The 24,318-nt window shown below is 67.3% G+C and carries 28 protein-coding genes; 22 read left to right on the top strand and 6 right to left on the bottom strand.

Going from position 1 to position 24,318, the window contains the following annotated elements; translation table 11 throughout:
- Window positions 1-6: 6 nt before the first annotated feature.
- On the bottom strand, window positions 7-1,884 hold the full coding sequence (locus tag AC4PRM_RS07545; protein ID WP_492039377.1) for a hypothetical protein: 1,878 nt from the start codon (window positions 1,882-1,884) through the stop codon (window positions 7-9).
- Entirely contained in the window at window positions 1,875-3,581 is a 1,707-nt protein-coding gene (locus AC4PRM_RS07540) for an Hsp70 family protein (protein WP_492039376.1), read from the bottom strand. Before AC4PRM_RS07540 ends, AC4PRM_RS07545 begins: the two co-directional genes overlap by 10 nt.
- A 150-nt stretch (window positions 3,582-3,731) precedes the next feature.
- On the opposite strand from AC4PRM_RS07540, the gene AC4PRM_RS07535 reads away from it, so the two are divergent.
- The 12 genes from AC4PRM_RS07535 (at window position 3,732) to AC4PRM_RS07480 (ending at window position 15,683) form a co-directional block, all read left to right on the top strand.
- On the top strand, window positions 3,732-6,566 hold the full coding sequence (locus AC4PRM_RS07535; protein ID WP_492039375.1) for a PAS domain-containing protein: 2,835 nt from the start codon (window positions 3,732-3,734) through the stop codon (window positions 6,564-6,566).
- Window positions 6,563-6,928 carry a response regulator gene (locus AC4PRM_RS07530; RefSeq protein WP_373257973.1) on the top strand — a complete coding sequence of 122 codons (366 nt, stop codon included), beginning with the start codon at window positions 6,563-6,565 and terminating at the stop codon, window positions 6,926-6,928. Before AC4PRM_RS07535 ends, AC4PRM_RS07530 begins: the two co-directional genes overlap by 4 nt.
- A gap of 22 nt (window positions 6,929-6,950) precedes the next feature.
- The gene (locus AC4PRM_RS07525) at window positions 6,951-7,418 is read left to right on the top strand and encodes a YcgN family cysteine cluster protein (RefSeq protein ID WP_492039374.1); all 468 of its coding nucleotides are present in this window, start codon (window positions 6,951-6,953) and stop codon (window positions 7,416-7,418) included.
- A gap of 35 nt (window positions 7,419-7,453) precedes the next feature.
- Window positions 7,454-10,273 carry a PAS domain-containing protein gene (locus AC4PRM_RS07520; protein WP_492039373.1) on the top strand — a complete coding sequence of 940 codons (2,820 nt, stop codon included), beginning with the start codon at window positions 7,454-7,456 and terminating at the stop codon, window positions 10,271-10,273.
- A gap of 113 nt (window positions 10,274-10,386) precedes the next feature.
- Entirely contained in the window at window positions 10,387-10,803 is a 417-nt protein-coding gene (locus tag AC4PRM_RS07515) for a hypothetical protein (protein ID WP_487922564.1), read from the top strand.
- 37 nt (window positions 10,804-10,840) lie between these two features.
- Complete coding sequence (locus tag AC4PRM_RS07510) at window positions 10,841-11,968, top strand: DNA-packaging protein (RefSeq protein WP_492039372.1); 1,128 nt, start codon at window positions 10,841-10,843, stop codon at window positions 11,966-11,968.
- An 81-nt stretch (window positions 11,969-12,049) separates the two neighbouring features.
- Window positions 12,050-12,757 (top strand): hypothetical protein, encoded by a 708-nt coding sequence (locus AC4PRM_RS07505; RefSeq protein WP_492039371.1) that lies wholly within the window; start codon window positions 12,050-12,052, stop codon window positions 12,755-12,757.
- Window positions 12,758-12,806: 49 nt separating this feature from the next.
- Complete coding sequence (locus AC4PRM_RS07500) at window positions 12,807-14,000, top strand: phage portal protein (RefSeq protein ID WP_492039370.1); 1,194 nt, start codon at window positions 12,807-12,809, stop codon at window positions 13,998-14,000.
- Window positions 14,001-14,099: 99 nt separating this feature from the next.
- The gene (locus tag AC4PRM_RS07495; protein ID WP_373257968.1) at window positions 14,100-14,330 is read left to right on the top strand and encodes a hypothetical protein; all 231 of its coding nucleotides are present in this window, start codon (window positions 14,100-14,102) and stop codon (window positions 14,328-14,330) included.
- The gene (locus AC4PRM_RS07490) at window positions 14,330-14,779 is read left to right on the top strand and encodes an HK97 family phage prohead protease (protein ID WP_492039369.1); all 450 of its coding nucleotides are present in this window, start codon (window positions 14,330-14,332) and stop codon (window positions 14,777-14,779) included. Before AC4PRM_RS07495 ends, AC4PRM_RS07490 begins: the two co-directional genes overlap by 1 nt.
- 62 nt (window positions 14,780-14,841) lie before the next feature.
- Window positions 14,842-15,054 (top strand): helix-turn-helix transcriptional regulator, encoded by a 213-nt coding sequence (locus tag AC4PRM_RS07485; protein WP_292174546.1) that lies wholly within the window; start codon window positions 14,842-14,844, stop codon window positions 15,052-15,054.
- Entirely contained in the window at window positions 15,051-15,683 is a 633-nt protein-coding gene (locus AC4PRM_RS07480; protein WP_373257966.1) for a hypothetical protein, read from the top strand. The genes AC4PRM_RS07485 and AC4PRM_RS07480 overlap by 4 nt, the downstream gene beginning before the upstream one ends.
- Before the next feature lie 15 nt (window positions 15,684-15,698).
- Here the strand turns inward: AC4PRM_RS07480 and AC4PRM_RS07475 are convergent, their stop codons facing one another.
- Genes AC4PRM_RS07475 through AC4PRM_RS07465 form a run of 3 tightly spaced genes read right to left on the bottom strand, consistent with a single transcriptional unit; the run spans window position 15,699 to window position 17,791 of the window.
- Complete coding sequence (locus tag AC4PRM_RS07475) at window positions 15,699-16,586, bottom strand: hypothetical protein (RefSeq protein ID WP_492039368.1); 888 nt, start codon at window positions 16,584-16,586, stop codon at window positions 15,699-15,701.
- Window positions 16,587-16,589: 3 nt separating this feature from the next.
- Entirely contained in the window at window positions 16,590-17,150 is a 561-nt protein-coding gene (locus tag AC4PRM_RS07470; RefSeq protein WP_492039367.1) for a hypothetical protein, read from the bottom strand.
- A gap of 53 nt (window positions 17,151-17,203) precedes the next feature.
- Complete coding sequence (locus tag AC4PRM_RS07465; protein WP_492039366.1) at window positions 17,204-17,791, bottom strand: hypothetical protein; 588 nt, start codon at window positions 17,789-17,791, stop codon at window positions 17,204-17,206.
- 48 nt (window positions 17,792-17,839) lie between these two features.
- Between AC4PRM_RS07465 and AC4PRM_RS07460 the strand changes: the two genes are divergently transcribed.
- The 8 genes from AC4PRM_RS07460 to AC4PRM_RS07425 all read left to right on the top strand — a co-directional run bounded on the left by AC4PRM_RS07460 (window position 17,840) and on the right by AC4PRM_RS07425 (window position 21,948).
- A complete protein-coding gene (locus AC4PRM_RS07460; RefSeq protein WP_492039365.1) occupies window positions 17,840-19,105 on the top strand; it encodes a phage major capsid protein in 1,266 nt (421 codons plus the stop codon).
- 224 nt (window positions 19,106-19,329) lie between these two features.
- On the top strand, window positions 19,330-19,596 hold the full coding sequence (locus AC4PRM_RS07455) for a head-tail connector protein (RefSeq protein ID WP_492039364.1): 267 nt from the start codon (window positions 19,330-19,332) through the stop codon (window positions 19,594-19,596).
- Between the two features lie 102 nt (window positions 19,597-19,698).
- A complete protein-coding gene (locus AC4PRM_RS07450; protein WP_492039363.1) occupies window positions 19,699-19,992 on the top strand; it encodes a phage head-tail adapter protein in 294 nt (97 codons plus the stop codon).
- Window positions 19,989-20,402 carry a DUF3168 domain-containing protein gene (locus AC4PRM_RS07445; protein ID WP_492039362.1) on the top strand — a complete coding sequence of 138 codons (414 nt, stop codon included), beginning with the start codon at window positions 19,989-19,991 and terminating at the stop codon, window positions 20,400-20,402. The genes AC4PRM_RS07450 and AC4PRM_RS07445 overlap by 4 nt, the downstream gene beginning before the upstream one ends.
- On the top strand, window positions 20,399-20,809 hold the full coding sequence (locus AC4PRM_RS07440; protein ID WP_487922573.1) for a phage major tail protein, TP901-1 family: 411 nt from the start codon (window positions 20,399-20,401) through the stop codon (window positions 20,807-20,809). Before AC4PRM_RS07445 ends, AC4PRM_RS07440 begins: the two co-directional genes overlap by 4 nt.
- Window positions 20,806-21,102 carry a GTA-gp10 family protein gene (locus AC4PRM_RS07435; RefSeq protein ID WP_487922574.1) on the top strand — a complete coding sequence of 99 codons (297 nt, stop codon included), beginning with the start codon at window positions 20,806-20,808 and terminating at the stop codon, window positions 21,100-21,102. Before AC4PRM_RS07440 ends, AC4PRM_RS07435 begins: the two co-directional genes overlap by 4 nt.
- The gene (locus AC4PRM_RS07430; RefSeq protein WP_492039361.1) at window positions 21,099-21,338 is read left to right on the top strand and encodes a phage tail assembly chaperone; all 240 of its coding nucleotides are present in this window, start codon (window positions 21,099-21,101) and stop codon (window positions 21,336-21,338) included. Before AC4PRM_RS07435 ends, AC4PRM_RS07430 begins: the two co-directional genes overlap by 4 nt.
- A 79-nt stretch (window positions 21,339-21,417) precedes the next feature.
- Entirely contained in the window at window positions 21,418-21,948 is a 531-nt protein-coding gene (locus AC4PRM_RS07425; protein ID WP_487922576.1) for a phage tail tape measure protein, read from the top strand.
- A 97-nt stretch (window positions 21,949-22,045) separates the two neighbouring features.
- On the opposite strand, the gene AC4PRM_RS07420 is transcribed toward AC4PRM_RS07425, so the two are convergent.
- The gene (locus tag AC4PRM_RS07420; RefSeq protein ID WP_492039360.1) at window positions 22,046-22,756 is read right to left on the bottom strand and encodes a DUF805 domain-containing protein; all 711 of its coding nucleotides are present in this window, start codon (window positions 22,754-22,756) and stop codon (window positions 22,046-22,048) included.
- Between the two features lie 76 nt (window positions 22,757-22,832).
- On the opposite strand from AC4PRM_RS07420, the gene AC4PRM_RS07415 reads away from it, so the two are divergent.
- Both AC4PRM_RS07415 and AC4PRM_RS07410 read left to right on the top strand, forming a co-directional pair.
- Window positions 22,833-23,462, top strand: a complete 630-nt coding sequence (locus tag AC4PRM_RS07415; RefSeq protein ID WP_492039359.1) for a phage distal tail protein, Rcc01695 family — start codon at window positions 22,833-22,835, stop codon at window positions 23,460-23,462.
- Between the two features lie 117 nt (window positions 23,463-23,579).
- Entirely contained in the window at window positions 23,580-24,233 is a 654-nt protein-coding gene (locus AC4PRM_RS07410; RefSeq protein ID WP_492039358.1) for a phage/gene transfer agent baseplate hub protein, read from the top strand.
- The last annotated feature ends 85 nt before the right edge of the window (window positions 24,234-24,318 follow it).

Here is a 24,318-nt window from a genome sequence, read left to right as displayed (position 1 = left end):
GGAAGATCAGGCGAACTGTCCGGCCTTCTTCTTCGTCTTCGGTTGCCGGGCACGAGGCGTGGGCAGGAAAGGACTGACGGCCGTTATGACGGCCGCTGACATGAGCCAGAGGCCCAGGGTCACGGTCATCTGATCCTCGAACCGTCCGGTCGGGACGATCCAGAACATTGCGAATACAGCGATCCAGCCGAAGGCGACCCACAGGCGGCGCCAGTAAAGGGCCCCGTCCTCTCGTCCCCACGACAGGGCCCGGTCTGCCAAGGCCACCATGCAGACCACAGCCACCGCAGGCAGAAACAGGCCGGACAGAGGGGCCGTGGCCATGGCTGCTGTGGCGGCCACCGCCGCCGCGCCCAGACCCAGGCTGACTCCGCGACGCCGTTTGTCGGACATCTGGGACCATTCGTCGGGGAAGGCCTTCACGCCGAGGGCCAGAGGCAGGCCGCCCGCAAATGCGCCGATCAGCAGCATACCCGCGCCCGGCCAGCGGGCGTCCAGCTGGAAGGCGCACAGGGCCAGGACGGGCGACAGGCCGCCCAGGCTCCAGATGTTGATGGTCTCGCCGGGCCGGGCCATGTGGCTGACCGTGATCCGGGCCCAGGCGGCCAGGCCGACCCCGGTGACCAGCAGGCCGAGCGCGGCGACGGGATGGGACGGCAGGATCAGGCTGACCGGCGGCAGGAGCAGGGCGGCCGGAGCCCAGCCCATCCGCTTCCACAGTGGCTGGTCCCACGGATAGCCCTGGATCCAGCGGCGCGAGGGCCAGCCGATGCCCCAGACCCAGGCCAGGGCGATCAGCCCGGCGATGCAGGTCCACAGCACCCAGGCGGCACCGAAGAGAGGCCAGTTGGGCACGCCGAACTCGTTCGACAGGACGGTGAAACCGCCCAGCACCGGCGGCGCGATCACCAGCAGCAACAGCCGGATCAGATTGCTCAGTCCGGGCCGACCCAGGCGTTTGCGCCAGCGTTCGACGGCCGGTGGGGCCAGCTGGGTGGCCAGGGCCGGTATCTCGTAGTCGATCCGCTCCAGCAGGCGTCTGACCTCGCGATCCAGGCCAGGCTTGAACAAATCACCCAGCCTGCGCAGGGGAGTCTGTTTGGCGCGCAACGTCTCGAAGGCCGTGTGGCCGGGGTTGCCCGGACGGACGATGTGACGTGCCGCATGGATGGCCCGCAGCCGCATCATGACCGGCTGGGCATGGCTGAGATCGACACCGACGCGGGCGTCGTTCCAGCCGAAGAACTGTACGGCCGGTTCGATCAGCACCTCGACCGCAGGAGGGCCTCCGGCGATCAGATGGGCCAGCCAGTGTTCGGTGCGGCCATGCACGTCCAGGGCGGCCATGGCGGGCGACCGGAACACGGCCATCAGGGCGCTCATGCGATCGTCGAAGGTGGCGGTCGGTGACTGCACCTGCTCCATCAGGGCGTCGCACAGGGCGGCGTGGGCCTGACCGCGCGCCTGTTCGCCTTCAAGCTCCTGGCGGATGTCGTCGGCCATTTCGGGTTCTTCGGGACGCTGCCAGTGGCCTTCCGGACGAGGCAACCGATCGCCGGAACCCGCCACCCGATCGTCACGCCGGTTCTCGGGCCGGTTCTCGGGCCGGGCCGACCAGACGTGACCGCCATGCTCCATGAAGGCGTCGTCGTCGTCATAGGCGTCATCGACGGCTTGCGGAGACGTCGGGGCCACCGGGGCCGCCCAGCCGCGCCGGGCCATGTTGGACGCCTGCTCATAGGCCGCCCGCAGCGCCTGAAATCCCTCCGGATCGTCCTCCGGGTGGACGTGTTTCAGCCGCCGCGCATAGGCCCGCCGGATGTCGTCGACCTCATTCGTCGGCGAGATGCCCAGCGTCTTCCAGATGGAGCCCCCTACAGCCACGTCTCGCCCTCGAAGCGGTCGAGGATCTGGGTCAGTTCGGTGCGGGCGTGTTCGATGGCGCGGGGGTCCTGGGCGTCGAGGATAGCCTGGAAGTGACTGATGTGACCGTTGATGAAGGCCCGGTCGTCGCCAAGCGAATCTTCGTAACAGCGCTCGGCACGGGCCATGACGGCCTTGTTGGCATCGGCTTCGCGCGGGTGCTGCTTCAGCTTGGCCAGGGCGGCGCGGCGAGCCTCGAACTCTGCGTCGGCCATGACGGCCTCGTCGGCTACGACCAGCTCGTGGCGCTGGCCGGTCTGGGGGATGTGGACGTCGACTTCCAGCAGGCCGTTGATGTCATAGGTGAAGCGAACCTCGAGCTGGACCGAATTGGCTGGACCGGCGGGGATGGGCACCTTCAACTGACCCAGCAGGATGTTGTCGGCAAGGTTGCGCGACTCGCCCTGGTAGACCGGTATTTCGACGGTTCGCTGGTTGGCTTTGGTGTTGGAATAATACTGGACGCGACTGGCCGGAATGATGGTGTTGCGCTCGATGATCGGCGAGAAGGTGACGCCGATGATGCGGTTGTCGGGGGTGTATTCTGCCGCGCCGATGCCCAGGCTGTAGGGGCAGACGTCAGTCATGACGACTTCCTTCAGCGCCACGTCGCGGGCCTTGAGCCCGGCCTGCACCGCCGCCCCGATGGCCACGGCCTCGTCGGGATTGACGGCATTGGCGGGGAAGCGGCCGAACATGCGGGTGATGGCCTTGCGCACCACCGGCATGCGGGTGGAACCGCCGACCAGGATGATCTCGTTCAGCTGGTCCGCCCGCAGGCCTGCATCGCGCAGGGACCGCAGGACAGGTTCGCGCAGACGGGTCAGAAGGCCCTGGCACAGGGTCTCGAAATCCTCGGTGTCGATCTTGTGGCTGAGCGTCTGGTCCTTCCAGACCACGGACATGGTGGCCGAGGCATTCTCGGTCAGGGCCCGGCGGGCGCGTTCGGCCGCGACCCGGATGCGTTCGCGCAAGGTGGAATCGCTGCGATCCTTGTCCGGCACCGCCTTGCCGACCACGCGCTTGAACTCCTCGATCAGGACCTCGTTGAAGTCCTCGCCACCCAGCCGGTTGTCGCCGGTCGAGGCGCGGACCTCGATCACGCCCTCGAAGATTTCCAGGACCGAGACGTCGAAGGTGCCGCCGCCCAGGTCGAAGACCAGAAAGCGGCTCTCATTGCCCAGTTCGTGGATGCCGTAAGCCAGGGCGGCGGCGGTCGGCTCGTTCAGCAGGCGCTCGACCTTCAGGCCCGCCAGTTCGCCCGCGCGGCGGGTGGCCTTGCGCTGCTTGTCGTTGAAATAGGCCGGGACGGTGATGACGGCTTCGGTCACCGGCTCGCCCAGATGCGCCTCGGCATCGGCCTTGAGACGCGCCAGAACCAGGGAGGACAGCTCCTCGGCGGTGAAGCTCTTCTGGCCCAGTTTGGTGACGCGGGTCGAGCCCATGTAGCGCTTGAACGCCGTGGTGGTCAGGTCGGGATGGGTCGACTGTCGCTCGCGCGCGGCCAGGCCGACGATGACGTCGCCGGTCTTGTCGTCCAGGCTGACCGCCGAGGGGGTCAGGACGTGTCCCAGGCTGTTGGGGATCAGTTCCGCCTTGCCGTCGCGCCAGATGCCGACCGCACAATTGGTCGTGCCTAGGTCAATACCGATGATCACGCAAGTCCCCCGAAACGCCCTCGTCCGCCTTCCTAGCGTGGCGGCAGGGCGGGTGGAAGACCGCAGCGAACGCCGATCCGCCCGCCGTCGTGGCTGTTAACCGCTTTTTCGTCAGCATCCCTCAGGGTCAGTGTCCTACAGGAAGCGCGCTTGAGTACCGAGTTGGACCAGACACTGCATACGCGCGCGGCAAGATCCCTGGCGACGCTGCTGATCGGCGCGGGCCTGTTTGCACTGCTGGCCTTTTTCAGTCTGACCTTTGCGCGAGAGGCAGGACGGGTCGCGTCGATCTGGCCTGCCAATGGTGCCCTGCTGGCCCTGGTACTGATGCGGCCCCGGTCCGAGCGGGCCGGTCTGATCTGCGGGGCGCTGCTGGGTGGCTTTCTGATCAATCAGGTGATGGGCGATACTCCGCTGATTGCCGCCGGACTGGCCCTGGCCAACGGCGTGGAGATCGGCCTGGCGACCCTGCTGATGACCCGGATGGGGCGGGCCGTTGATATAAGCCGTACGCAGACGCTGTTCCGCTTCGCATGGCTGGCAGGGGGTGTGGCCCCTCTAGCCTCATCCTTCATTGCGGCGGGTACTCTGGCGATCTGGCATGCCGAGCCGCTGGTGGGCAACATCGGACGGTGGTTCGTGGCCGATGCGCTCGGCATTCTGATGATCACGCCGCCGCTGTTGCTGGCAGCCTCGGCCCAGGCGTGGCGGGAAAGCCGGGCTACATTCGGCCAGCGCGCGCTCATGGCTGGCACCCTTGCGGCGACGCTGGCGATTGTCTTTCTGCAGACGCGGTTTCCCCTGCTGTTTCTGGTTCCGCCGGTCCTGATCCTGATCGCCTTCCGATGCGGGCCGGGCTCGGCATCCGTCGCCTTGCTGGTTTCGGCGGTGGCCTCGCTGGCTGCCGTGGTCGCCGGAACGGGGCCGCTGGCGCTGGTGGACGGTGGTCTGGATCAGCGCGCGATGGTTCAGCAACTGTTCCTGGCCGTGCTGGTCTTCACCACCCTGCCGGTCGCGTCGGTTCTGGCCGAAAGGGCCAAAGAGCGGCGCGAGGACGAAGCGCGGATTGCGGTACTGAGCCTGGCGGAAAGCGTGGCCGGGCTGGGTAGCTGGCGACTGGATCTGGTGGGCGGGCCGCGGGTGACCTGGTCGGAGCAGGTCTATCGCATTCACGGGGTGGAGCCGGGAAGTTTCGATCCGGCCTATGATGACGCCATCGACTTCTATCACCCCGAGGACCGGCCCCTGATCCGCGACTGGGTGGCGAGTGCGCTCGAGACAGGTGTGGCCGAGCCCCTGACGCTGAGGCTGATCCGGTCCGACGGCGACGAACGCCGGGTTCGAACCCAGGGCGAGGTCCAGAGAAACGAGGCCGGTCAGATCACTGCCCTGTTCGGAATTTTCCAGGACGTGACGGACAGCGAACGCCGGCACATGGAGGTCGCGGCCAGCGAACAGCGATTCCGCGCCCTGGCCGAGCATACCAGTGACATCATCGCCATCTTCGATCTGGACGGGACGTTCCGCTATCTGTCACCGGCCATAGAAAGGGTTCTGGGCTGGTCGCCGCAGGAGCTGGTGGGCACCCGGACCTGGAGCATCATCCATACCGAGGATCAGGACGCGCTGAGGCTGGCATACCGGGCCTATCTGGCCGCCGGGCCGGGGGCACCGTCGCCGCACATACGGTATCGGGGTCGGCACAAGGATGGAGGCTGGGTCTGGCTGGAGGCCCATCCGACCGTCGCAAGGGATGCCGCCGGAGAGCCGGTCGAAATCCAGGACACGGTTCGGGACGCCACTGCGGCCAAGGCACTGGAGGACGCCCTGACCCAGGCCAAGGAGGCCGCCGAGTCGGCTGCGGAGGCCAAGTCGGAGTTTCTGGCCAATATGAGCCACGAACTGAGGACGCCGCTGACCAGCGTGATCGGCTATTCGGGCCTGCTGCAGGGCGCAGATGCGCTGGGCGAGACCGAACGGCTGTTCGCGGACCGGATCGCCATGTCCAGCCAGGCGCTGCTGGCGGTCATCAACGATATTCTGGATTACTCGCGGCTGGAGGCCGGCGGCATTGTGTTGGAACCGGCTGCGATGGCTCCGCGCGATCTGGCCGACACGGTGGCGGGCATCATCGCGCCTCAGGCCATGAGCAAGGGCCTGGACCTGCAGATCGCGGTCGATAATGACGTTCCCCGGACCGTCATGGCCGACGAGGGACGGCTGAAGCAGATCCTTCTGAACTTCCTGTCCAATGCCGTGAAATTCACCGAGGCAGGCAGCATTCGACTGGGCATGAGGTACGACGAAGGGCGGCTGAAGGTCGAGGTGAAGGACACCGGGATTGGCCTTACGCATGAGCAGTGCGCCCGTCTGTTCCAACGCTTCAGCCAGGCCGATACGTCCACCACGCGGCAGTATGGCGGCACCGGCCTGGGGCTGGCGATTTCCCGGCGACTGGTCGAAATGATGGACGGATCGGTGGGCGTGCAAAGTGCCCCGGGCGAGGGTTCGACCTTCTGGTTCGATGTTCCGGCGGAGGCTTGCAGCGCGCAGAGCAATGCAGACCAGCAGGACGCTCTGCATCCAATCCCCGAGGGGCTTCGTATCCTGTTCGCAGATGACTCCGAGGCAAACCGTGGGCTTATGGCCGCCATCACAAGCGAATGGCCGATCCTGCTGGAGACAGTGGTGAACGGAGCGGAAGCGGTCGCGAGAGCGAAGGACGGCGGGCTGGATCTGATCCTGATGGACCTCCAGATGCCGGTCATGGACGGCATGCAGGCAACCCGTGCCATCCGCGAGCTTGAGGGTGCGAACGGACGGGTTCCGATCATCGGATTGACGGCGGATGTGCTTCCCGAACACGTCGCGGCCAGCCATGCCGCCGGGATGGACGGGCACGTGGCCAAGCCGATCAAGGTCCACGAGCTGGTGTCACGGATCGCCAGCGTGTTGAGTAAGCGTGAGAAGGAAGAGGCGGCATGACAGGCTCGATTCTGGTCGTCGAGGATGACGCCATGATCCGCGATATCGCCGACAGGATCCTGACCTTGGCGGGCTATTCAGTGGCACCGGTCGCCTCGGGTGCCGCAGCGCTGGATCTGCTGAAGAGGGTTCGCTTCGATCTGGTTCTTCTGGACATTCACATGCCGAACATGAGCGGGCTGGACCTGCTGGATCACATGCGGCGGCTGTATGTGAAGGTGCCGGTCGTCATGATGACGGCGGACCGCGAGATGTCGACGGTAGCTGCTGCGCGCGAGAAGGGGTGCATCGGCTATGTGGTGAAGCCCTTTCTGCCGGAAACCCTGGTGGAGCGGGTCAGGAAAGCCTTGGTGCGGACCTGAGTTGGAGCCTATAGCGGCGCGCATGACGCCCTTCTGGCAGACCAAGACCCTGTCGCAGATGACGCCCGCCGAGTGGGAGAGCCTGTGCGACGGGTGCGGGCTTTGCTGCCTGATCCGCTTCGAGGACGAGGACACCGGCGAGGTGTTTCCCACGAAGGTCCACTGCAAGCTGTTCGACCCGGACACCTGCACCTGCACCGACTATGCGAACCGCAAGGCGCAGGTACCGGATTGCATCAAGCTGACGCCCGGCAATGTCGGAGCCCTGAAGTGGATGCCCAAGTCGTGCGGATACCGGCGGGTGCATGAGGGGCGGGGACTGGCGGACTGGCATCATCTGGTGTCGGGCAGTCGCGAGACGGTGCATACGGCGGGGGTGTCGGTCCGGGGACAGACCATCAGCGAGCTTGATCTGGACGAGCCTGAAGACGCCGTCGCCTATGAAGCGATGGAGTGGAACGAGGAGCGCGGCACGACGTCCGGCCGCTAACCAATATTTTGTCGTTTGCGTGCCAGGCTTCGCTCATGCCCAGTTCGCGTCTCAGGTCCCACAAGTTCAAGGCAGAGGCGCTGAACCTCGACGGGCCCTTCGATCGGCTGACCGCCCTGGCCTGTTCCATCTTCGATACGCCGTTCGCCATGGTGTCGGTCATCGATGGGGACCGGACCATCTTTCGCGCCAATATCGGCCAGGACGAGGACAGCCTGCCGCGCCAGCAGACGGTCACCGACCTTCTGGTCAGCCTGGGCCCCGATGCGGTGTTCGTGGTCGAGAACGGCCTGACCGATCCGCGGGTGAAGGACCATCCGATGGTGGTCGGCAAGCCGCATTTGCGGGCCTATGTCGGGACGACGATCGTCAATGCGGACGGCGAGCCGATCGGGGCGCTGGGGGTCATGGACACCAAGCCAAGACCTGCGCCGACGGAGGCGCAGATCGCCAGTCTGAGGCTGCTGGCAGGGCTGGCCGGGCAGGAAGTCGAAAGCGCACACAAGCTGCGAAGGGCGGCCGAACACACGGCCATGCTGGAGATGTCGGAGGCCCTGGCGGGACTGGGACACTGGCATTACGACGTGGCGGATCACAGCGTGAGCTGGTCCGACGAGGTGTTTCGCATTCATGGCGTCGAGCCGGGGTCGATCGAACCCAGCCTGGCGACGATGGCACCGCTGTATCACCCAGCGGATCGTGAGGCGGCCAAGGTTCTGATCCACAGAGCCCTGACGACGGGCGAAGGTTATGACACCCGGCTGCGGCTGAACCGCAACAGCGAGGAACGGGTTACCCGGTCGCGAGCCCAGGTCGAACGCGACGATCAGGGCCGGATCGTCGCCCTGTTCGGCGTGGTCCAGGACATCACGGAAACCGTCCGGGCCGAGCGCGAGCAGCAGGAACTGGTCGAGACGCTGAAGCTGGCCGAGGATCTGGCAGGGATCGGCTGCTGGCGGCTGGATGTCGAGACAAGCCATGTCCGCTGGTCGGACCAGGTTTACCGCATCCACGGTCTGGATCCGGCGACGTTCGACCCGGCCCTGGACGACGCGGTGGCCTGCTATCATCCGGACGATCGCCAGGCGGTGATGGACTGGTGCGCCAGGGCCATTGAAAGCGGTGAGGCGGACGAGTTCAGGCTGCGACTGATCCGGGCCGATGGCGAGGAGCGAATCGTGGCCTCCCAGTGTCGTCCGGAAGTGGGCGACGACGGCAGGACGCGTGCCCTGTACGGTGTCTTTCAGGATGTGACCGCTGCGGCACGGGCACACGAAACCATCATGGCCAGCGAGGCGCGATATCGGCTGCTGGCCGACAATGCGACCGACATCATCGCCACCTACGGGATCGATGGTCGCTTCAGATACATCTCGCCCGCCATCGAGGCGGTCATGGGTTACACAGCGGACGATATGATCGGCGGACGTTTCCAGGACTTCATGCACGCCGAGGACGTGGAGAAGGTCCGAACGGCGTTCGCGGACTATGCTCTGTCGGACCCCAACACTTCGCCACCCCGGATTGCCTACCGCGGACTGGCGAAGGATGGATCGGTTGTCTGGCTGGAGGCGCATCCCAAGCTGATACGCGATGCCGAAGGCCGGCCGGTCGAGTTCCATGACGTGGTGCGCGACATCAGCGAGACCAAGGCGCTGGAGGATGCCCTGATCACCGCCCGCGACCGGGCCGAAGCCGGGGCGCTCGCCAAATCGGAGTTCCTGGCCAACATGAGCCATGAACTGCGAACGCCGCTGACCAGCGTGGTCGGCTTCTCGGGACTACTGTTGAGCAGCGATGCCCTGCCGGAGACCGAGCGGCGCTATGTCGACCGGATCGCCACGGCCAGCGATGCCCTGCTGGGGGTCATCAACGACATTCTGGACTATTCCAAGCTGGAGGCCGGGGCGGTGTCGCTGGAGCCGCTGGCCTTCTCGGCGGAGACGATGGCGCGGGGCGCGGCCTCGATCGTCGAGGCACAGTGCGAGGCCAAGGCGCTGGCGCTGGAGGTGGTCGTCGATCCGGCGGTGCCGGCGATCCTGATCGGCGACGAGGGGCGGCTGCGTCAGGTGACGCTGAACTTCCTGGCCAATGCGGTGAAGTTCACGGCCAGGGGCAGTGTCCGGGTCGATGTCAACTGGACCGGCGAAAGGTTGCGGGTGGCGGTGACGGATACCGGCATCGGCGTGTCGCAGGACAAGATCGCGGCCCTGTTCGAGCGTTTCACCCAGGAGGACAATTCGACCACGCGGGTCTATGGCGGGACCGGGCTGGGGCTGTCGATCTCGCGTCGCCTGGTCGAGCTGATGGGCGGCGAAATCGGGGCGGATAGTTGCAAGAACGAGGGCTCGACCTTCTGGTTCGAGGTGCCGCTGATCGCCGGTGAGCGGCGGGCTGAGCGACGCGTTCAGGCCCCGGTGACGGACAGCCAGTCGTCGGGTCTGAGGATCCTGGTGGCCGACGATGCCCCGGCCAATCGCGAGCTGGTCTTGGCCATACTGGGCAGTATGGGCGTGCATGTCGACGCCGTGGCCGACGGCGTGGAGGCGGTAGAGGCGGCGCGGACGGGAGCCTATGACCTGATCCTGATGGATGTGCACATGCCGGCGCTGGACGGACTGGACGCAACGCGGGCGATCCGGGCGCTGGACGGGGAGGCGGCACGGACGCCGATCATCGCCCTGACCGCCAATGTGCAGCCCGAGCAGGTCGAGCGGTGCCGCGAGGCCGGAATGGACGACCATTGCGGCAAGCCGATCCAGGTGTCGGAGCTGGTGCGGGTCATGTCGGCGCGGCTGGACCGGCGCGCGGAAGATCGCGGCGGACCGGGTCGGCTGGCGGGCACTGCTGCCTAGAGTTCGCGGATTGTCAGTCGGATTGGCTGACGAAAAGCGTTTGCGATCAATCGCCTGACGGAAAGTAAGGGCGATCTGCCTGGCTGAGGACGCTGGTCCGGTAGAGTCTGGGCATGACGGGAAATCAGGACAAGACGGCCAGCCGGGCGAGCAACCGGGCGGGCGTGGTGAGGGCAATCGACATGATGATCGAGCACGCCCTGTTGACGATGGCCGCGACGAGACTGGAGCCGGGGGATACTCTGGCGGTCCAGCGCTACATGCGCGCCGCCGAACAGATCGCCAAGTCGAAGCGGGCCGCCGATACCTTGGCGGGCGGTGACGAGAAACCTGACGTCGAACCTGAAGCAGCAGAGGACGACATGGCCGACGATGACGACGACAGCCCCGAAGTCATGGAGCGGGTTTACAGCCAGCTCCAGTCCAATATCGATTATTCACGGGCCTCGCTCGAACGAAAGCGAATGGAAGGCTGGACTGTCGCCGGAACAGCTGCGCGAGGCCCTGAGGGCGACTCCGAGATTCCATAGCCATCAGCATATTCCGGAGGTCGACTGGCGCACTTGGGTGCTGCTGGGTGGACGAGGGTCGGGCAAGACCTTTGCCGGTTCCCACTGGATCACCCAGATGGCGCGAGACAAGCCGGAAAAGCGGATCGCCTTGATCGGACCGACCTTGCACGATGTGCGCGAGGTCATGGTGGAGGGGCCGTCGGGTTTGAAGGCGGTCTGCGAAAAGGCTTTTCGACCGCGCTGGGAGGGCGGACGCAAGCGGCTGGTCTGGCCGCATAGCGGGAGCGTCGCCTATGCCTTTTCGGCCGATGACCCGGACAGCCTGAGAGGGCCGCAGTTCCATCATGCCTGGGCCGATGAGTTCTGTGCCTGGCGCAAGCCGGAGCGGGTGCTGGAAAATGTGCGGCTGGCGCTGCGTCTGGGAGAGGATCCACGGCTCATGGTCACGACGACACCCCGGCCCATGCCCGCGCTGCGACGCCTGCTGGCTCAGAACGGCACGGTGCTGGAACGGGCACCGACAGCCGCCAATGCCGAACATCTGTCGCCGCGTTTTCTGGAGCATCTTAAGGCGCTGTATGCCGGGACGCGGCTGGAGGCGCAGGAGATCGAGGGGCTGATCGTCGAGAGCGAAGGCGCGCTGTTTCGGGCCGAGGATCTTGCGCGGGCGCGGGGTGCGAGACCCGCGACGCTGGAGCGGATCGTGGTGGCGGTCGGTCCGCCGGTGACGGCGGGCGGTGATGCCTGCGGGATCGTGGTGGTCGGGCGTCGGGACAAGGTGGCCTTTGTTCTGGCCGACAAATCCGTGCGCGGTATGAGCCCGCAGGGCTGGGCCGACCAGGTGGTGGCGGCGGTGCGCGTGTTCGGTGCGGACGCGATCGTGGCCGAGAGCAATCAGGGTGGCGAGATGGTGCGGACCGTCCTGGCCCACGCCGACTGTCCGGAGCCGATCAGACTGGTGCATGCCAGCCGGGGGAAGGTGGCGCGGGCGGAGCCGGTGGCGGCGCTGTACGAGCAGGGGCGGGTGGTGCACTGCGGGGCGTTTCCGGCGCTGGAGGAAGAACTGATGGCGCTGGGGGCGGCCGATGGCGGTCCCAGCCCGGACCGGGCGGATGCCCTGGTCTGGGGCGTGACGCATTTGATGCCGGCACCGAAGGCGGGGCCGAGTGTGCGGTGGCTGTAAGTCTGAATAGCGCCGTTCATCGAATTGACTCGACACGGTGAAGCTTTGAGCGCGTCGTGCTGACGGGGCATGGAGGACGACATGAAACGATCAGTATCAAGGGCATCGTGGGTGAACTGGGCAGGGTCGGCGGCGCTGGTCGCCACGATCGTTTGGGTCGGCACGGCGCAGGCCGGGCAGGATGCCAACGGGCGAAGCAGCGTGGTCCAGAAGGGCCGCGAAGGTCGTTCCGAGCCGGCCCCTTCGGTCGACGCCAGGGCGGGTTACGACCTGGCCAAGGCCAAGTCAGCGCGAACTGCACCGGTCAGCGGATCACAGGTCGGCGCGATCACCGGCGGTGCGGTCGCGGGGATCGTGGTCGCGCGCCCGGAGGATCAGACTGCTTGTGACAGCGGAACCGCCAGCGCGTGCCGCGCGATCGAGGCCGGCCTGTCGACCGGTGGGGCGTGGTCCTTCGTCGACGGCGGGATTACGGCCATGGACGATTGGGAAACGCCGGTGGCGGCGATGTCCTCGGTCGGCGGTCCGACCTCGTCCGGCAGAGGACCGGCGTCGTCTTCCCATGCACGGAGCAGCGGGCCGTCGCCCTCTTTGGCCTCGACCCCTGGTTCGTCATCGTCCAGCCGGGCCGTGCGGGGTACGCATTCCCCGGACGCGGTGCTGGTGCATCGGGTTCTGGCCGCGTGTGACAGCAACGACGCGAGAGCCTGCAGCGCCTTTGCCCGGTCGGTACGACCCGCGACGGCGACGGAAAGGGCCGAGACCCGGACCTATACGGCCGGTCGGTAGGAACTGATTTTTCCTCCCTCGGACAACGGGGGAGGAGGCTGGCAAGGAGATGCTCATGTTCGATTGGCGACGGCCCCTGGAGGGTCGGCGGCGCAGAGTCGTGCCTGAAACCAAGGAGAGCCGCAGCGGGCCGTTGATCGCGTTCTCGCATGGTGGGCGAGCGCGGTGGACGCCGAGGGACTATGCGCATCTGGCGAGCGAGGGGTTCGGCAAGAATGCCGTGGCCTATCGCTGTGTGCGGATGATCGCGGAGGCGGGTGCCTCGGTGCCGCTGGCGGTGTTCGTGGACGGGGTGCGGACGGCGGATCATCCGCTGGCGCGGCTGCTGGCCCGGCCCAATCCGGAGCAGTCGGGGGCGGAGTGGCTGGAGGGGCTGTATGGCGCACTTCAGACGGCGGGCAATGCCTATGTCGAGGCGTCTGGGGCGAAGGCGACGGGCGATGTGGACGGGGACGGTGCGCCCGATGAGCTGTGGGGCCTGAGGCCGGACCGGATGAAGGTCGTGCCGGGTCGGGCGGGCTGGCCGGACGGCTATGAGTATTCGGTGGACGGACGGTCGGTGCGGATCGGGCGGCAGGCGGATGGCTGGATGCCGGTGATGCATCTGAAACTGTTTCATCCGACGGACGATCACTATGGCTTTTCACCGCTGGAGGCGGCGGCGTTCGCGATCGATGTGCACAATGCGAGCGGGGCCTGGAACAAGGCGTTGCTGGACAATGCGGCGCGGCCGTCGGGGGCGTTGGTTTACGGGGCCAAGGACGGCGAGCGGCTGACGGGCGAGCAGTTCGAGGCCTTGCGGGCGCAGGTCGGCGAGAGCCATATGGGCACCGCCAATGCCGGGCGGCCGATGATCCTGGAGGGCGGGCTGGACTGGAAGCCCATGAGCTGGACGCCGGCGGACATGGACTTCATCGCGGGCAAACATGCGGCGGCGCGGGAGATCGCGCTGGCGTTCGGGGTGCCGCCCCAGCTGCTGGGGATTCCAGGCGATGCGACCTATGCCAACTATCGCGAGGCCAATGCGGCGTTCTGGCGCGGGACGGTTGTGCCGCTGGTCAGGAAGACGGCGGGGGCGCTGACCGGGTGGCTGGGCGGGCGGTTCGCGGCTGTGAAGATTGAGGCGGACCTCGAAGCGGTGCCGGCGCTGCAGCCCGAGCGAGATGCGCTGTGGGCGCGGCTGTCGGCGGCGGAGTTCCTGACGGATGCGGAGCGGCGGCAGATGGCGGGTGTGGGGGAGTAGGTAGGGGCTAGGTTCCAGGGATTAGGTTCTAGGGACGCTGAGGCGGTCGCCAGTGCCTGTTCCCTAAAACCTAGAACCTGAAACCTTGGGAGGCATGACATGAGCGAGCACCAAATCCGGCGCGTGCCGACGGCCCTGCTGATCGCGCTGACGGTGCAGACGGTCGGGGGGCTGGTCTGGGCCGGTGGGGCGGCGGCAAGGATCGGGACGCTGGAAGAGCGGGTCGGGGAGCAGAGGCTGGTCTCCGAGCGTCTGGCGCGGCTGGAGGAACAGAGCGCGGCGACGCGGGCGGCGGTGGAGCGGATCGAGACCCGGCTGGAGGGGCGCTGATGGATGTGGTCGTCGATGAGGGGCTGCGCATACGCGGCTATGCGTCCCTGTGGGGCGTGGCAGACCTGAACGGGGATGTGGTGGCGAGAGGCGCGTTCGCGGCCAGTCTGGCGAAGACCAGCGCGGGCGGGGTGCGAATGCTGCACCAGCACGAGGCGCGGTCGATGGTCGGGGTCTGGGACCGGATCGAGGAGGACGAGCGCGGGCTTTATGTCGAGGGGCGGGTCATGGACTGGTCCGCCGAGGCGCGGTTCGCGGGCGCGCTGAGCCGGGCGGGGGCACTGGACGGGCTGTCGATCGGGTTCCGCAGCCATCGGGCGCGGCGCGACGGGCGGTTGCGGGTGCTGGTCGAGGTGGAGCTGTGGGAGGTGTCGCTGGTGACGTTTCCGATGCTGCCGGGGGCGCGGTTCGGTGTGCTGGCGTCGCCTAAAGCGAAGCTGAGCCTGTAAAGAGCTCTTGACAGCCGGGGCTGTGCCTGTAAAGAGCTCTTTACAGGCAGGTTGAGGAACGCGTGCGCAATCTGGTGCGGGAGATGCGGGAGGCGAAGGGGTGGAGCCAGGGTGAGCTGGCCCGCCGCCTGGGTGTCTCGCGTCAGACGATCAATGCGGTCGAGACGGACAAATACGATCCGAGCCTGCCGCTGGCCCTGCGCATGGCGGTGCTGTTCGAGGTGCCCGTGCCGAGCCTGTTCATCGACGACTGGACACCGGAGGAGACGCTGTGACCACCCTTGATCAAGCCAAGATACGCAAGATGCTGCTGGCCTTCGTTCTGGGGGCGCTGGGCGGGGGAGGGGCCATGGCCGCCTTTCTCTGGCTGGGCTTCGAGCCGGGCTGGAGGGTCGAACAGGTGGCGGTCGGCGGGGTGGGCGTCGTCTATCTGGTGACCGGCCTGTTCACCCTGGGCGGGGCGCTGATGCCGGGCATGGGCGCCAGGGTGCTGAACGTCGCGGACCGGGAGGAACTGGTCGAGATGCGCAACATGCTGGTGGGCAGTTCGGTGTCGGCCATCGCGCTGGGGATCATGCTGCTGGCGCTGGTCGGATCGGGACCGGGTGGGGCGGTGCCCGACATCGTGGTGATTGCGGCGGTGGGGCTGTCGCTGCTGACGATCGGAGTGATCGGCGTGAAGCAGTGGAGATTGTACGACGAACTGTGGCGTCAGCTGTCGTGGGAAAGCTCGGCGTTCGCCATGTCCATTCTGCTGCCCATTCTGTTGATCTGGAGCGTGGCGGTGCATCTGGGATGGCTGTCGGCCATGGATCCGCTGCTGGTCATCGCCGTGGCGGCGGCGTCCATGCTGGTCGGAGCCTTCATCGCGGCCGGGCGGCGGGGCATGTTGGCCCCGCGCTGACCGGGGCTGGAGTGATCAGTCGCCCGATGCGGCGGCGGTTCGGGCCGAAGCCTGCCAGGCGGCCAGACTCTTGCGGATAGCGGACAGGACGGCGGGGCGGCGGATGGCCTGGGCGATCCAGAAACCGGGGATCAGGACGAAGACCCAGCCGATCTGGAAGATGGTGACCAGCAGGAAGGCGACGACGGCGATGACGACCCACAGGCCGGCGAGCAGGGTCTTGTCGTCCATGCTGGCGATGTCGGGCATGTCGGTGGTGCCGGAGCCAAACCCGGTTCCGGGCGCGATCGGGGGCGGGGTGGAGATCGCGCCATTGGGACCAAAGGTGAAGGCCGGGTCGCGGCGGGGCGGCGCAGCCTGCGGTGTCTGAGCAGGGCGCTGGGCCGGGCGCTGTGCTGCTGTCGGCAGGGTCTGGCGCATCGGCTCGGCCTGCTGGGCCGGTCGCGGGGCAGACGGGAGGCCGCGGGTCGGTGCGGGGTCGGCGGACGGTCGGGGCTCGAACGGGATGGAGCGGCCCTGGGCATCCAGGGTGAAGACCTGTTCGAAGCCGACGGTGTCGAAGTTTATCGCGCGCGTGTCCTGGCCATAGCTGTCGGCCTGAAGCGCGGCCACGGTGCCGTGGCGCATGAGGACCTGGAAGGCGACGGCGTCCTGAAGCCCGTCGATCATGACGTGGACCGTGCCGAACCAGCCGTCGGCCGTGGTGGCGGGACGCGGGCGGTCGAGAGTCAGGCCGGTATAGGCCCCGAAGGCCATATTGCGACGCTGGCTGGCTTTGGCCCCGGCGAACTGGGTGGCGAGGTCCGGGATGGTGTGCCGTAGTTCATGCGCCAGGGCGGCCATGACGGCCCGCTCCAGCCGGTTCAGAGGGATGTTGGCGACGGTGGCGCGGGACGCGGCCATCGCTCAGTTCGCCTCTGGCAGATAGTCGGCGGGCAGGGGCAGGTCGGGGGTCTCGGCCTGCCAGTAGACGCTGACGATCCACCAGCGGGTGCCGTCGTCGAACAGCTGGATGGAGTTGATGCCGCGCATGAAGGGCCGGGCGTCGGTCGCGGCGCGCCGGGCATCATAGGTGGAGAACAGGTGGGCGATGCGGCCATAGCGGTCGGTGCGACGGGCGATCTCCTGCTCATGAAAGCCATCGCGGACTAGGCCGGGTCCGGCACGGTCGACATAGTCCTGGGGCGTCAGGGGGCGCAGCGTGCCCTGACCCTGGGCGTCCGTACCGGTGGGCATCAGCCGGGCGGACGGATGGAACAGGTGGCGGAACCGGTCCCAGTCGCGGGCCACGCCGGCGTCGCCGGAAATGCTGGCGTAGAGGGCGGCGACGATGGCGTCCATCGAGGCGACGTCGGGGGCGTAGGCGGGGCTGGATGCGGCGGGCGCGGAGGGCGCTGACGCTGTCTGCGCGAATGCCGGTGAAGTCAGTGCAAACAGCGTTGTGGCACCGAGAATGGCAAGACGCATCGGGAATCTCCTGGAAACGTCGCGGACGTTTTTGATGTCGCTGTGAATACCGTTCAGGCCATCTTTCGATGCACGCGGTTGATGTAGTTTTGGCAAGTGAGTCTGAACGACTGAAAGGTGGCAACGCCAATTAGCCCGAAGATGGCAGAGGCGCGGATCTGGGGGTCGAGCCAGAAGGACCCCAGCGTCGATGTGATCCAGTTGTCTGGTGCGTGTGTGAGGAAAAGTACGGCCGCCAAGGTCGCTACCGCCACGCCACGTTCGAGCATCGAAAAGGGCTCGGGAAGTCGTCTCGCTAATGACGAAATCCAGTTCGGGGGCGGATGATCGTCTGGCGGTTCTGCCAGCATATGGACTTCGGACCTGGGGGGTTCGGCAAGAGAGTGAATTCGCTCGAAGGTGCCTTGGCCACGTCGTTTGGGTTGCGTCTGCAGCGATGCCATCAGGCCGCCTACGAGGCCAGCGAAGGTCGCGGCGACGCCGCCCAAGGTGAAGATGTTTTCCGCCACGGATGCCCAGTGCGCGTCCAGAAACCACAAGGCCTGGATAGCGAGAGCGAGCGGGAACACCAGAGAGACGGCAACAAGGCCGAGCCATGACCGTCGCAACGCACCGACAAGATTTCGGGTGACTGTGTTCATTCATCCGACCCTAACCGCAAACCGCGGTTCCTGAAAACCGGAGAGACCATGAAAGACACCAAGACCGTCTCGGGCACACCCGAGGCTCGCGCCGTCATGCATGAAATGATGGCGGCGTTCGAGGCGTTCAAAGGGGCGAACGATGCCCGGCTGGACGAGATCGAGAAGAAGGCGTCGGCGGATGTGCTGCTGGAGGAGAAGGTGGCGCGGATCGATGCGGCGGTGGGGGCGGCGCAGGCGCGGCTGGATCGGGTGGTGAGCGAGGGGCGCAGGCCGGAGCTGGGACTGGCCCCCTCCGTCTCGGCCTTTGGCCGAGCCACCTCCCCCGGTGGGGGAGGATTGGAGGCGAAGGCGGCGTTCGATGGGTATCTAAAGACCGGGGCCTCCTTCGGGCTGGAGCTGAAGGCGGGGTTGTCGTCGGCGTCGAACTCGGCGGGGTATGTGGTGCCGCCGGAGACGGAGCGGGCGATCGAGCGGCGTTTGATGGCGGGCTCGCCGATGCGGGAGATTTCGACGGTAAGGACCGTGGGCTCGGGCGTGTTCAGAAAGCCGGTGTCGACGGCGGGCGTGGTGTCCGGCTGGGTGGCCGAGACGGCGGCCAGGCCCGAGACCGATCCGGCAACCCTGGCGTTGCTGGAGTTCCCGTCGGCCGATCTGTACGCCAGTCCGGCGGCGACGCAGTCCCTGCTGGACGACGCCATGATCGACCTGGACGAATGGCTGGCCGCCGAGGTCGAGGATGCGTTCGCGGCCCAGGAGACGCAGGCCTTCGTCAACGGCGACGGGATCAACAAGCCGAAGGGCTTTCTGAGCTATACGACCGTGGCCGACATCAGCCAGACCTGGGGCCAGATCGGCTATGTCGCGTCGGGTGCGGCGGGCGCGTTCACGGCGACGACTGCGTCCAGCAATCCGACCGACCGACTGATCGACCTGATCTATACGCCCAAGGCCCAGTATCGACCGAACGGGCGGTTCGTGATGAACCGGCGCACGGTCTCGACGGTGCGCAAGTTCAAGGATGTGGACGGCAACTACATCTGGACGCCGCCGTCGCGGGTGGGGGAGACGGCTTCGCTGCTGGGCTATGCGGTGACCGAGATCGAGACGATGCCGGACATCGCGACGAACAGCCTGTCGATCGCGTTCGGCGACTTCCAGCGGGGGTATCTGATCGTGGATCGGGCGGGGGTACGGGTCTTGCGCGATCCCTATTCGGCCAAGCCCTATGTGCTGTTCTACACGACCAAGCGCGTCGGTGGCGGGGTGCAGAACTTCGACGCGATCAAGGTGCTGAAGTTCGCGGCGACCTAGGTCGCTGACGTTCACCTCCCTGCGCGCGAAGGCGCGGGGGGAGGACAGATCGCGGAGCGATCAGGAGGGGGCGGCGCGGTGGCGACCGTGCGGGTCGCGAATTCCCCGCCGCCGGAGCCGCCCCCTCCTGGTCGACGCGAAGAGCGCCGACCTGTCCTCCCCATTTGCCTGCGCAAATGGGGAGGTGATGGGCGCGCATGACTTCCAAACATCGGAGATTTCCCATGACAGCACCCGTCAGCCTGACGGAGGCGAAGCTGTTCCTGCGCGTCGAGCATGAGGTGGAGGACGGGCTGATCGGCACATTGATCGAGGCGGCGCGGGCGCGGGTGGAGGGGGAGGTGGGGCTGAGCCTGACCTCGACCAGCCCGGCACCGCTGCGGCTGGCGATCCTGATGCTGGCCTTGCGCGCCTATGAGCGGGGCGAGGTGGAGATGGCGGTCGCGCCGGTCGAAGTCTGGATCGCACCGTATCGGGTGGTGCGGATCTAGGGGCGAGGGATGAGGGATGAGGGATGAGGGTGACAGGCCCTCGTGCGGCGCGTTCTCGTCCCTCGTCCCTTATCCCTCGAACCTGAAATCAGGAGCAATTTCATGAAGATATTGGCCGGCGTGTTCGAGGCCATCGAGGCGCATACGCCCTATGGCGGGGTCAGTGTTTCCTACGAGCCGGTGGGGCACGCCTGGCTGAAGCTGGGGGCGCGGCGGCGGCGCGAGAGGAGCGAGCCGGGCGGGGTGCGCGTCGTCGAGGTGGTGACGGCGGAGACGCGGTCGGACCCGCGACTGATCGCCGGACGGGTGCTGAGGTTCGGCGGGGCCGACTGGCGCATCCAGACGACCGAGACGGTGGGTGGCCGGGCGATCCTGATGCTGGAACGCAACCGATGAGCGGGCATGAGCTGGCGCTGCAGAAGGCGCTGATCGCGCATCTGTCGGAGGATGTCGCGGTGCGGGCGCTGCTGGGGGATCCGGCGCGGATCCGGGATGCGGTTCCCGAGGAACCGGTACTGCCGCATCTGCTGATCGGACGGTGCGAGAGCCGGCCGGTGGGGGCGGATGGCGGGGGCGTGGAGCATCGGCTGACGCTGACGGTCGTGTCGCGCTTTCGCGGGACGGAGGAGGCCAAGGCGGTGCTGGCGGCGGTGCGGTTCAGGCTGACGGATGCCCGCATTCAGGCGGACGGGGTGCGGGCGGTCAGCCTGGGCATCGTGTTCGCGGATGTGTTTCCGGCGGCGGATGGGGCGAGGACCTATGCGGTGCTGCGGGTGCGGGTCGTGACGGAGGAGGTGGAACCATGAGTGCACAACGCGGCAAGGATATACTGCTGAAGATCGAGGGGGCACCGGAGGTGTTCACCACTGTGGCGGGGCTGAGGGCGAGAACCATTAGTCTGAATGCGCGCACGGTGGATGCGACCGATGGCGACAGCGCCGGGCGGTGGCGCGAGCTGCTGGGCGGGGCCGGGGTCAAGTCGGCGGCGGTGGCGGGGCAGGGGATATTCCGCGATGCGGCGTCCGATGCGCTGATCCGCGAGGCCTTCTTTGCGCAGGAGGCGAGGCGCTGGCGGCTGATCGTGCCGGATTTCGGCCAGCTGGAGGGGCCGTTCCTGGTATCGGCGCTGGAATATGCGGGCGAGCACGAGGGCGAGGCGACGTTTGCGATCAGCCTGGCCAGCGCGGGCGAGATCGGGTTCTCCAGCCTGTGAGCGCGGTGAACGGAGTACGCGGCGAGGTGTCGGTGGTGCTGGCGGGCGAGGCGCGCAGGCTGTGCCTGACTCTGGGGGCGCTGGCGGAGATCGAGACCGGGTTGCAGGTGATCGGGCTGGCGGGGCTGTCCGAGCGGATGCGGGCGCTGTCGGCGGGAGATCTGCTGGTGGTGCTGGCGGCCTTGTTGCGGGGTGGAGGCGAGCGGGAACTGGCCGCGGGGTTGGCGGATGCGGCGGTCGATCCGCGCGAGGCGGCGCAGGCTGTGGCGCGGGCGTTTGCGGCGGTAGCATGAGTGCGATGGCTGGCAGCCCCCTCCACCATCCTTCGGATGGTCCCCCTCCCCCGAGGGGGGAGGATCAGACGCCATGGCCGGAGATGATGCGGATGGCGGCGGGGTTCGGCGTGGGGCCGCAAGCGTTCTGGCGGTTGTCGCTGAGGGAATGGCGGATGCTGACGGAGCGTCCGGACGTGGTCGGGCCGATGGGGCGTGGGGTATTTGAGCAGATGGCGGAGCGGTGGCCGGACTAGCGGCTGGGTTGCCTTAGCCCTCCCCACCCAGTCGCTGCGCGACCACCCTCCCCCTCGGGGGAGGGAGAAGGATGAAGATATGACCGACACATTCGAACCGAACGGCCTGGACGCCCTGCCGCGCAAAGCGGCGGAGGCGCAGGCGGCGCTGGAGGCGTTGAGGGAGCCGGCGGAGCGGGCGGCGGCGTCGATCGAGGAGGCGTTCGGGCGGGCGGGGGACAGTCTGACGCGGTCGCTGAGCCGGGCGGCGGCGGACGGGGAGATCACCCTGGCCGAGCTGGCGCGATCAGTGCTGGCGGCGGTGAATGCCGCGGCAGGCGGTGGACGCGGTGGAGGGCTGGGCGATGCGATCGCCCAGGCGGTCGGGGCGGTATTCGGTGGCGCGCGGGCGGATGGCGGCGCGGTGCTGGGCGGCGGAGCCTATCTGGTCGGGGAGCGCGGGCCGGAGGTGTTTCGGCCCACGGGTGCCGGAACGATCGAGGCGGCGGGCGGCGCGGGAGTCACCATCAACATGCGGGTGGATGGCGGGGCGCAGGGGTTGCTGAGGTCCGAGGCGCAGATCGCCCAGATGCTGGCCAGGGCCGTCGCGCTGGGCGCGCGACGGCTTTGAAGTCGGCGCTATCGCGAGCCGCGCGGCGGCTCGCTGCTTGAGCGCATGTTCGTGGCGCTATCGGCTCCCGCGCGGCGGGAGCCTGCTTGAGCGCGGATCAGGCGAAGGTGTTGGCGGTGTCGTCGACGGGGTTCTTGGGGTTGGGGCCATATTTATTGCGGCCCGGCTGGCTGTCGGCGATGCCGAGCCAGAGCCAGAAGCCGATCGACACCGGTAGGGCTACAAGGGCGAACAGGCCGACCGAACCCATCAGGGCCATCATGGCTGCAGGATCTTCAGACTCGAAAGCCTGAGGATTCGTGATGGCCGCTACACCGACCGCGGCGATGGCAGCGATCTGAGCACCAATCAGCAGTACCCAAGGAATGGCGATCAGCCAGCTGGTCTTGCCCATGTCATGGAAGCGTTTGGCCCCAACCGCGAGGTTGGCCCAAAGCAGTACGAAGTAGAAGATGATGTTCAGGAACGGCACCCAGAAGGTGAACCACCAAGTGGCGCACATGATCGCCCAGCTGATCCAGAAGTGGGAACGACGCAGTCGGCCATTGAACGAGAAGACCGCGCTCAAGAAATTGTAGCCGGGGGCAGGACGGCTGTAGCCGTAGTCGTTGACGCCAAAGCCCTGACCCGGTGCGGACAGGGCGATGATGTCGGTGGCGACGTCGTCGGTGCCGACGAAATCGACTTTGTCGCCGATGCGCAGGGCAGCGCGGGTGCTGGAGGCGGCGAAGGTGTAGCGACCGCCGTCCTCGCCGGTGATCAGGCCATCGCCCGAGAAACTGTCAACGCTGATGACTTCGCCGCGCATGGATGAGTGTCCCCTCTGAATGCCGCAGCTTGGCCGAAGCCGTAACGGCGAGCAACCTTACCAGAAGGATATTTCCATGAGTTTTCATGACGTCAGGCTGCCCGCCCGTCTGGCCTTCGGGTCGACGGGAGGAGTGGAGCGGCGGACCGAGATCGTGACGCTGGGGTCTGGCTACGAGCGGCGCTCGACGCCGTGGGCGCAGGGGCGCAGGCGGTATCTGATCGGGGCGAACCTGAGGTCGCTGGATGACATGGCGGCGCTGACGGAGTTCTTCGAGGCGCGGCGGGGGCGGCTGTACGGGTTCCGGTTCCGGGACTTTGCGGACTTCAAGTCGTGCGCGCCGGGGGCGGTGGTGACGGCCGCCGATCAGGCGCTTGGGACCGGGGATGGGGTGCGGACGCGGTTCGAACTGATCAAACGCTACGGCGAGGGCGAGGACGCGCTGGAGCGGCGGGTGCGCAAGCCGGTGGCGGGGACGGTGCGGGTGGCGGTGGCGGGTGTGGAGCTGGATGCCGGCGGGTTCACGGTCGACGCGGCGACGGGCGAGGTGACGCTGGCGGTTGCGCCGGCGGTCGGGGCGGTTGTGACGGCGGGGTTCGAGTTCGACGTGCCGGTGCGGTTCGATGCGGACCGGATCGAGGTCACGCTGGAGAGTTTCGAGGCCGGTCGGATGGCGGCGGTGCCGCTGATTGAAGTGCGGGTTTGAGGAAGGGGCTAGCTTCTAGGGGGTAGGTTCTAGGGGAGAAGCGAGCGCTGGGACGCGCCAGCGGATGACTAACCTAGACCCTAAAATCTAGCCCCTAGAACCTCATGGAGGGGTGAGATGAGATCGATACCAAACGAACTGGCCGACCGCATCGAGAGCGGGGCGGCGGGGCTTTGTCATGCCTGGGTGCTCACGCGGGCGGATGGCGTCAGGCTGGGCTTCACGGATCATGACCGCGATCTGGAGGTCGAGGGCGTGGTGTGCCGGGCGGCCAGCGGCTGGACCGCCGGTGCGGCCGAAAGCGAGGTGGGCTTGCGGGCCGGTGCGGCATCGGTGGCGGGCGGGCTGGATGACGAGACGATCAGCGATGCGGATGTCGAGGCGGGGCGCTTTGACGGTGCGGTGGTCGAGCTGTGGCGGGTGGACTGGGCCCGACCGCATCTGAGGGTGCGGCTGTGGGTCGGGACGCTGGCCTCGATCCGACGCGAAGGGGGGAGCTTCGTCGCCGAACTGGCCGGGCCGATGGCGGCGCTGGAGCGGGTGGTCGGGCGGACCTATGGGCGCGAGTGCGATGCGGTGCTGGGCGACGGGCGGTGCCGGGTGGATGTGGCGGCGTTTGCGGGCCGGGGCTGTGACAAGCGGTTTGCGACCTGTGTGGGCGTGTTCGGCAATGGGGTGAACTTTCAAGGGTTTCCGGATGTGCCGGGGGACGACTTTCTGACGGCGGTACCGATCGAGGGTGGGCGCAACGATGGGGGGAGCCGGCGGTGAGGGGGGTGTCTCAAGAGCCCTTCCCCCTTGATGGGGGAAGGGTTGGGATGGGGGTGACAGTATCGGATGGGGGTACGGCGTTTTG

The sequence above is a fragment of the Brevundimonas sp. DW-iso22 genome (assembly GCF_058725425.1).
This window is presented reverse-complemented; position numbering and strand designations above follow the sequence as displayed.

Excerpts from the sequence above, each read along its gene's own strand:
- AC4PRM_RS07520 (WP_492039373.1), top strand. The coding sequence starts at position 7,454 with ATGCCCAGTTCGCGTCTCAGGTCCCACAAGTTCAAGGCAGAGGCGCTG.
- AC4PRM_RS07470 (WP_492039367.1), bottom strand. The coding sequence starts at position 17,150 with ATGCGTCTTGCCATTCTCGGTGCCACAACGCTGTTTGCACTGACTTCA.
- AC4PRM_RS07465 (WP_492039366.1), bottom strand. The coding sequence starts at position 17,791 with ATGAACACAGTCACCCGAAATCTTGTCGGTGCGTTGCGACGGTCATGG.
- AC4PRM_RS07410 (WP_492039358.1), top strand. The coding sequence starts at position 23,580 with ATGAGATCGATACCAAACGAACTGGCCGACCGCATCGAGAGCGGGGCG.
- AC4PRM_RS07475 (WP_492039368.1), bottom strand. The coding sequence starts at position 16,586 with ATGGCCGCGTCCCGCGCCACCGTCGCCAACATCCCTCTGAACCGGCTG.
- AC4PRM_RS07440 (WP_487922573.1), top strand. The coding sequence starts at position 20,399 with ATGAGTGCACAACGCGGCAAGGATATACTGCTGAAGATCGAGGGGGCA.
- AC4PRM_RS07490 (WP_492039369.1), top strand. The coding sequence starts at position 14,330 with ATGGATGTGGTCGTCGATGAGGGGCTGCGCATACGCGGCTATGCGTCC.
- AC4PRM_RS07515 (WP_487922564.1), top strand. The coding sequence starts at position 10,387 with ATGACGGGAAATCAGGACAAGACGGCCAGCCGGGCGAGCAACCGGGCG.
- AC4PRM_RS07415 (WP_492039359.1), top strand. The coding sequence starts at position 22,833 with ATGAGTTTTCATGACGTCAGGCTGCCCGCCCGTCTGGCCTTCGGGTCG.
- AC4PRM_RS07525 (WP_492039374.1), top strand. The coding sequence starts at position 6,951 with ATGACGCCCTTCTGGCAGACCAAGACCCTGTCGCAGATGACGCCCGCC.
- AC4PRM_RS07425 (WP_487922576.1), top strand. The coding sequence starts at position 21,418 with ATGACCGACACATTCGAACCGAACGGCCTGGACGCCCTGCCGCGCAAA.
- AC4PRM_RS07445 (WP_492039362.1), top strand. The coding sequence starts at position 19,989 with ATGAGCGGGCATGAGCTGGCGCTGCAGAAGGCGCTGATCGCGCATCTG.
- AC4PRM_RS07495 (WP_373257968.1), top strand. The coding sequence starts at position 14,100 with ATGAGCGAGCACCAAATCCGGCGCGTGCCGACGGCCCTGCTGATCGCG.
- AC4PRM_RS07530 (WP_373257973.1), top strand. The coding sequence starts at position 6,563 with ATGACAGGCTCGATTCTGGTCGTCGAGGATGACGCCATGATCCGCGAT.
- AC4PRM_RS07420 (WP_492039360.1), bottom strand. The coding sequence starts at position 22,756 with ATGCGCGGCGAAGTCATCAGCGTTGACAGTTTCTCGGGCGATGGCCTG.
- AC4PRM_RS07450 (WP_492039363.1), top strand. The coding sequence starts at position 19,699 with ATGAAGATATTGGCCGGCGTGTTCGAGGCCATCGAGGCGCATACGCCC.
- AC4PRM_RS07455 (WP_492039364.1), top strand. The coding sequence starts at position 19,330 with ATGACAGCACCCGTCAGCCTGACGGAGGCGAAGCTGTTCCTGCGCGTC.
- AC4PRM_RS07505 (WP_492039371.1), top strand. The coding sequence starts at position 12,050 with ATGAAACGATCAGTATCAAGGGCATCGTGGGTGAACTGGGCAGGGTCG.
- AC4PRM_RS07430 (WP_492039361.1), top strand. The coding sequence starts at position 21,099 with ATGAGTGCGATGGCTGGCAGCCCCCTCCACCATCCTTCGGATGGTCCC.
- AC4PRM_RS07460 (WP_492039365.1), top strand. The coding sequence starts at position 17,840 with ATGAAAGACACCAAGACCGTCTCGGGCACACCCGAGGCTCGCGCCGTC.
- AC4PRM_RS07500 (WP_492039370.1), top strand. The coding sequence starts at position 12,807 with ATGCTCATGTTCGATTGGCGACGGCCCCTGGAGGGTCGGCGGCGCAGA.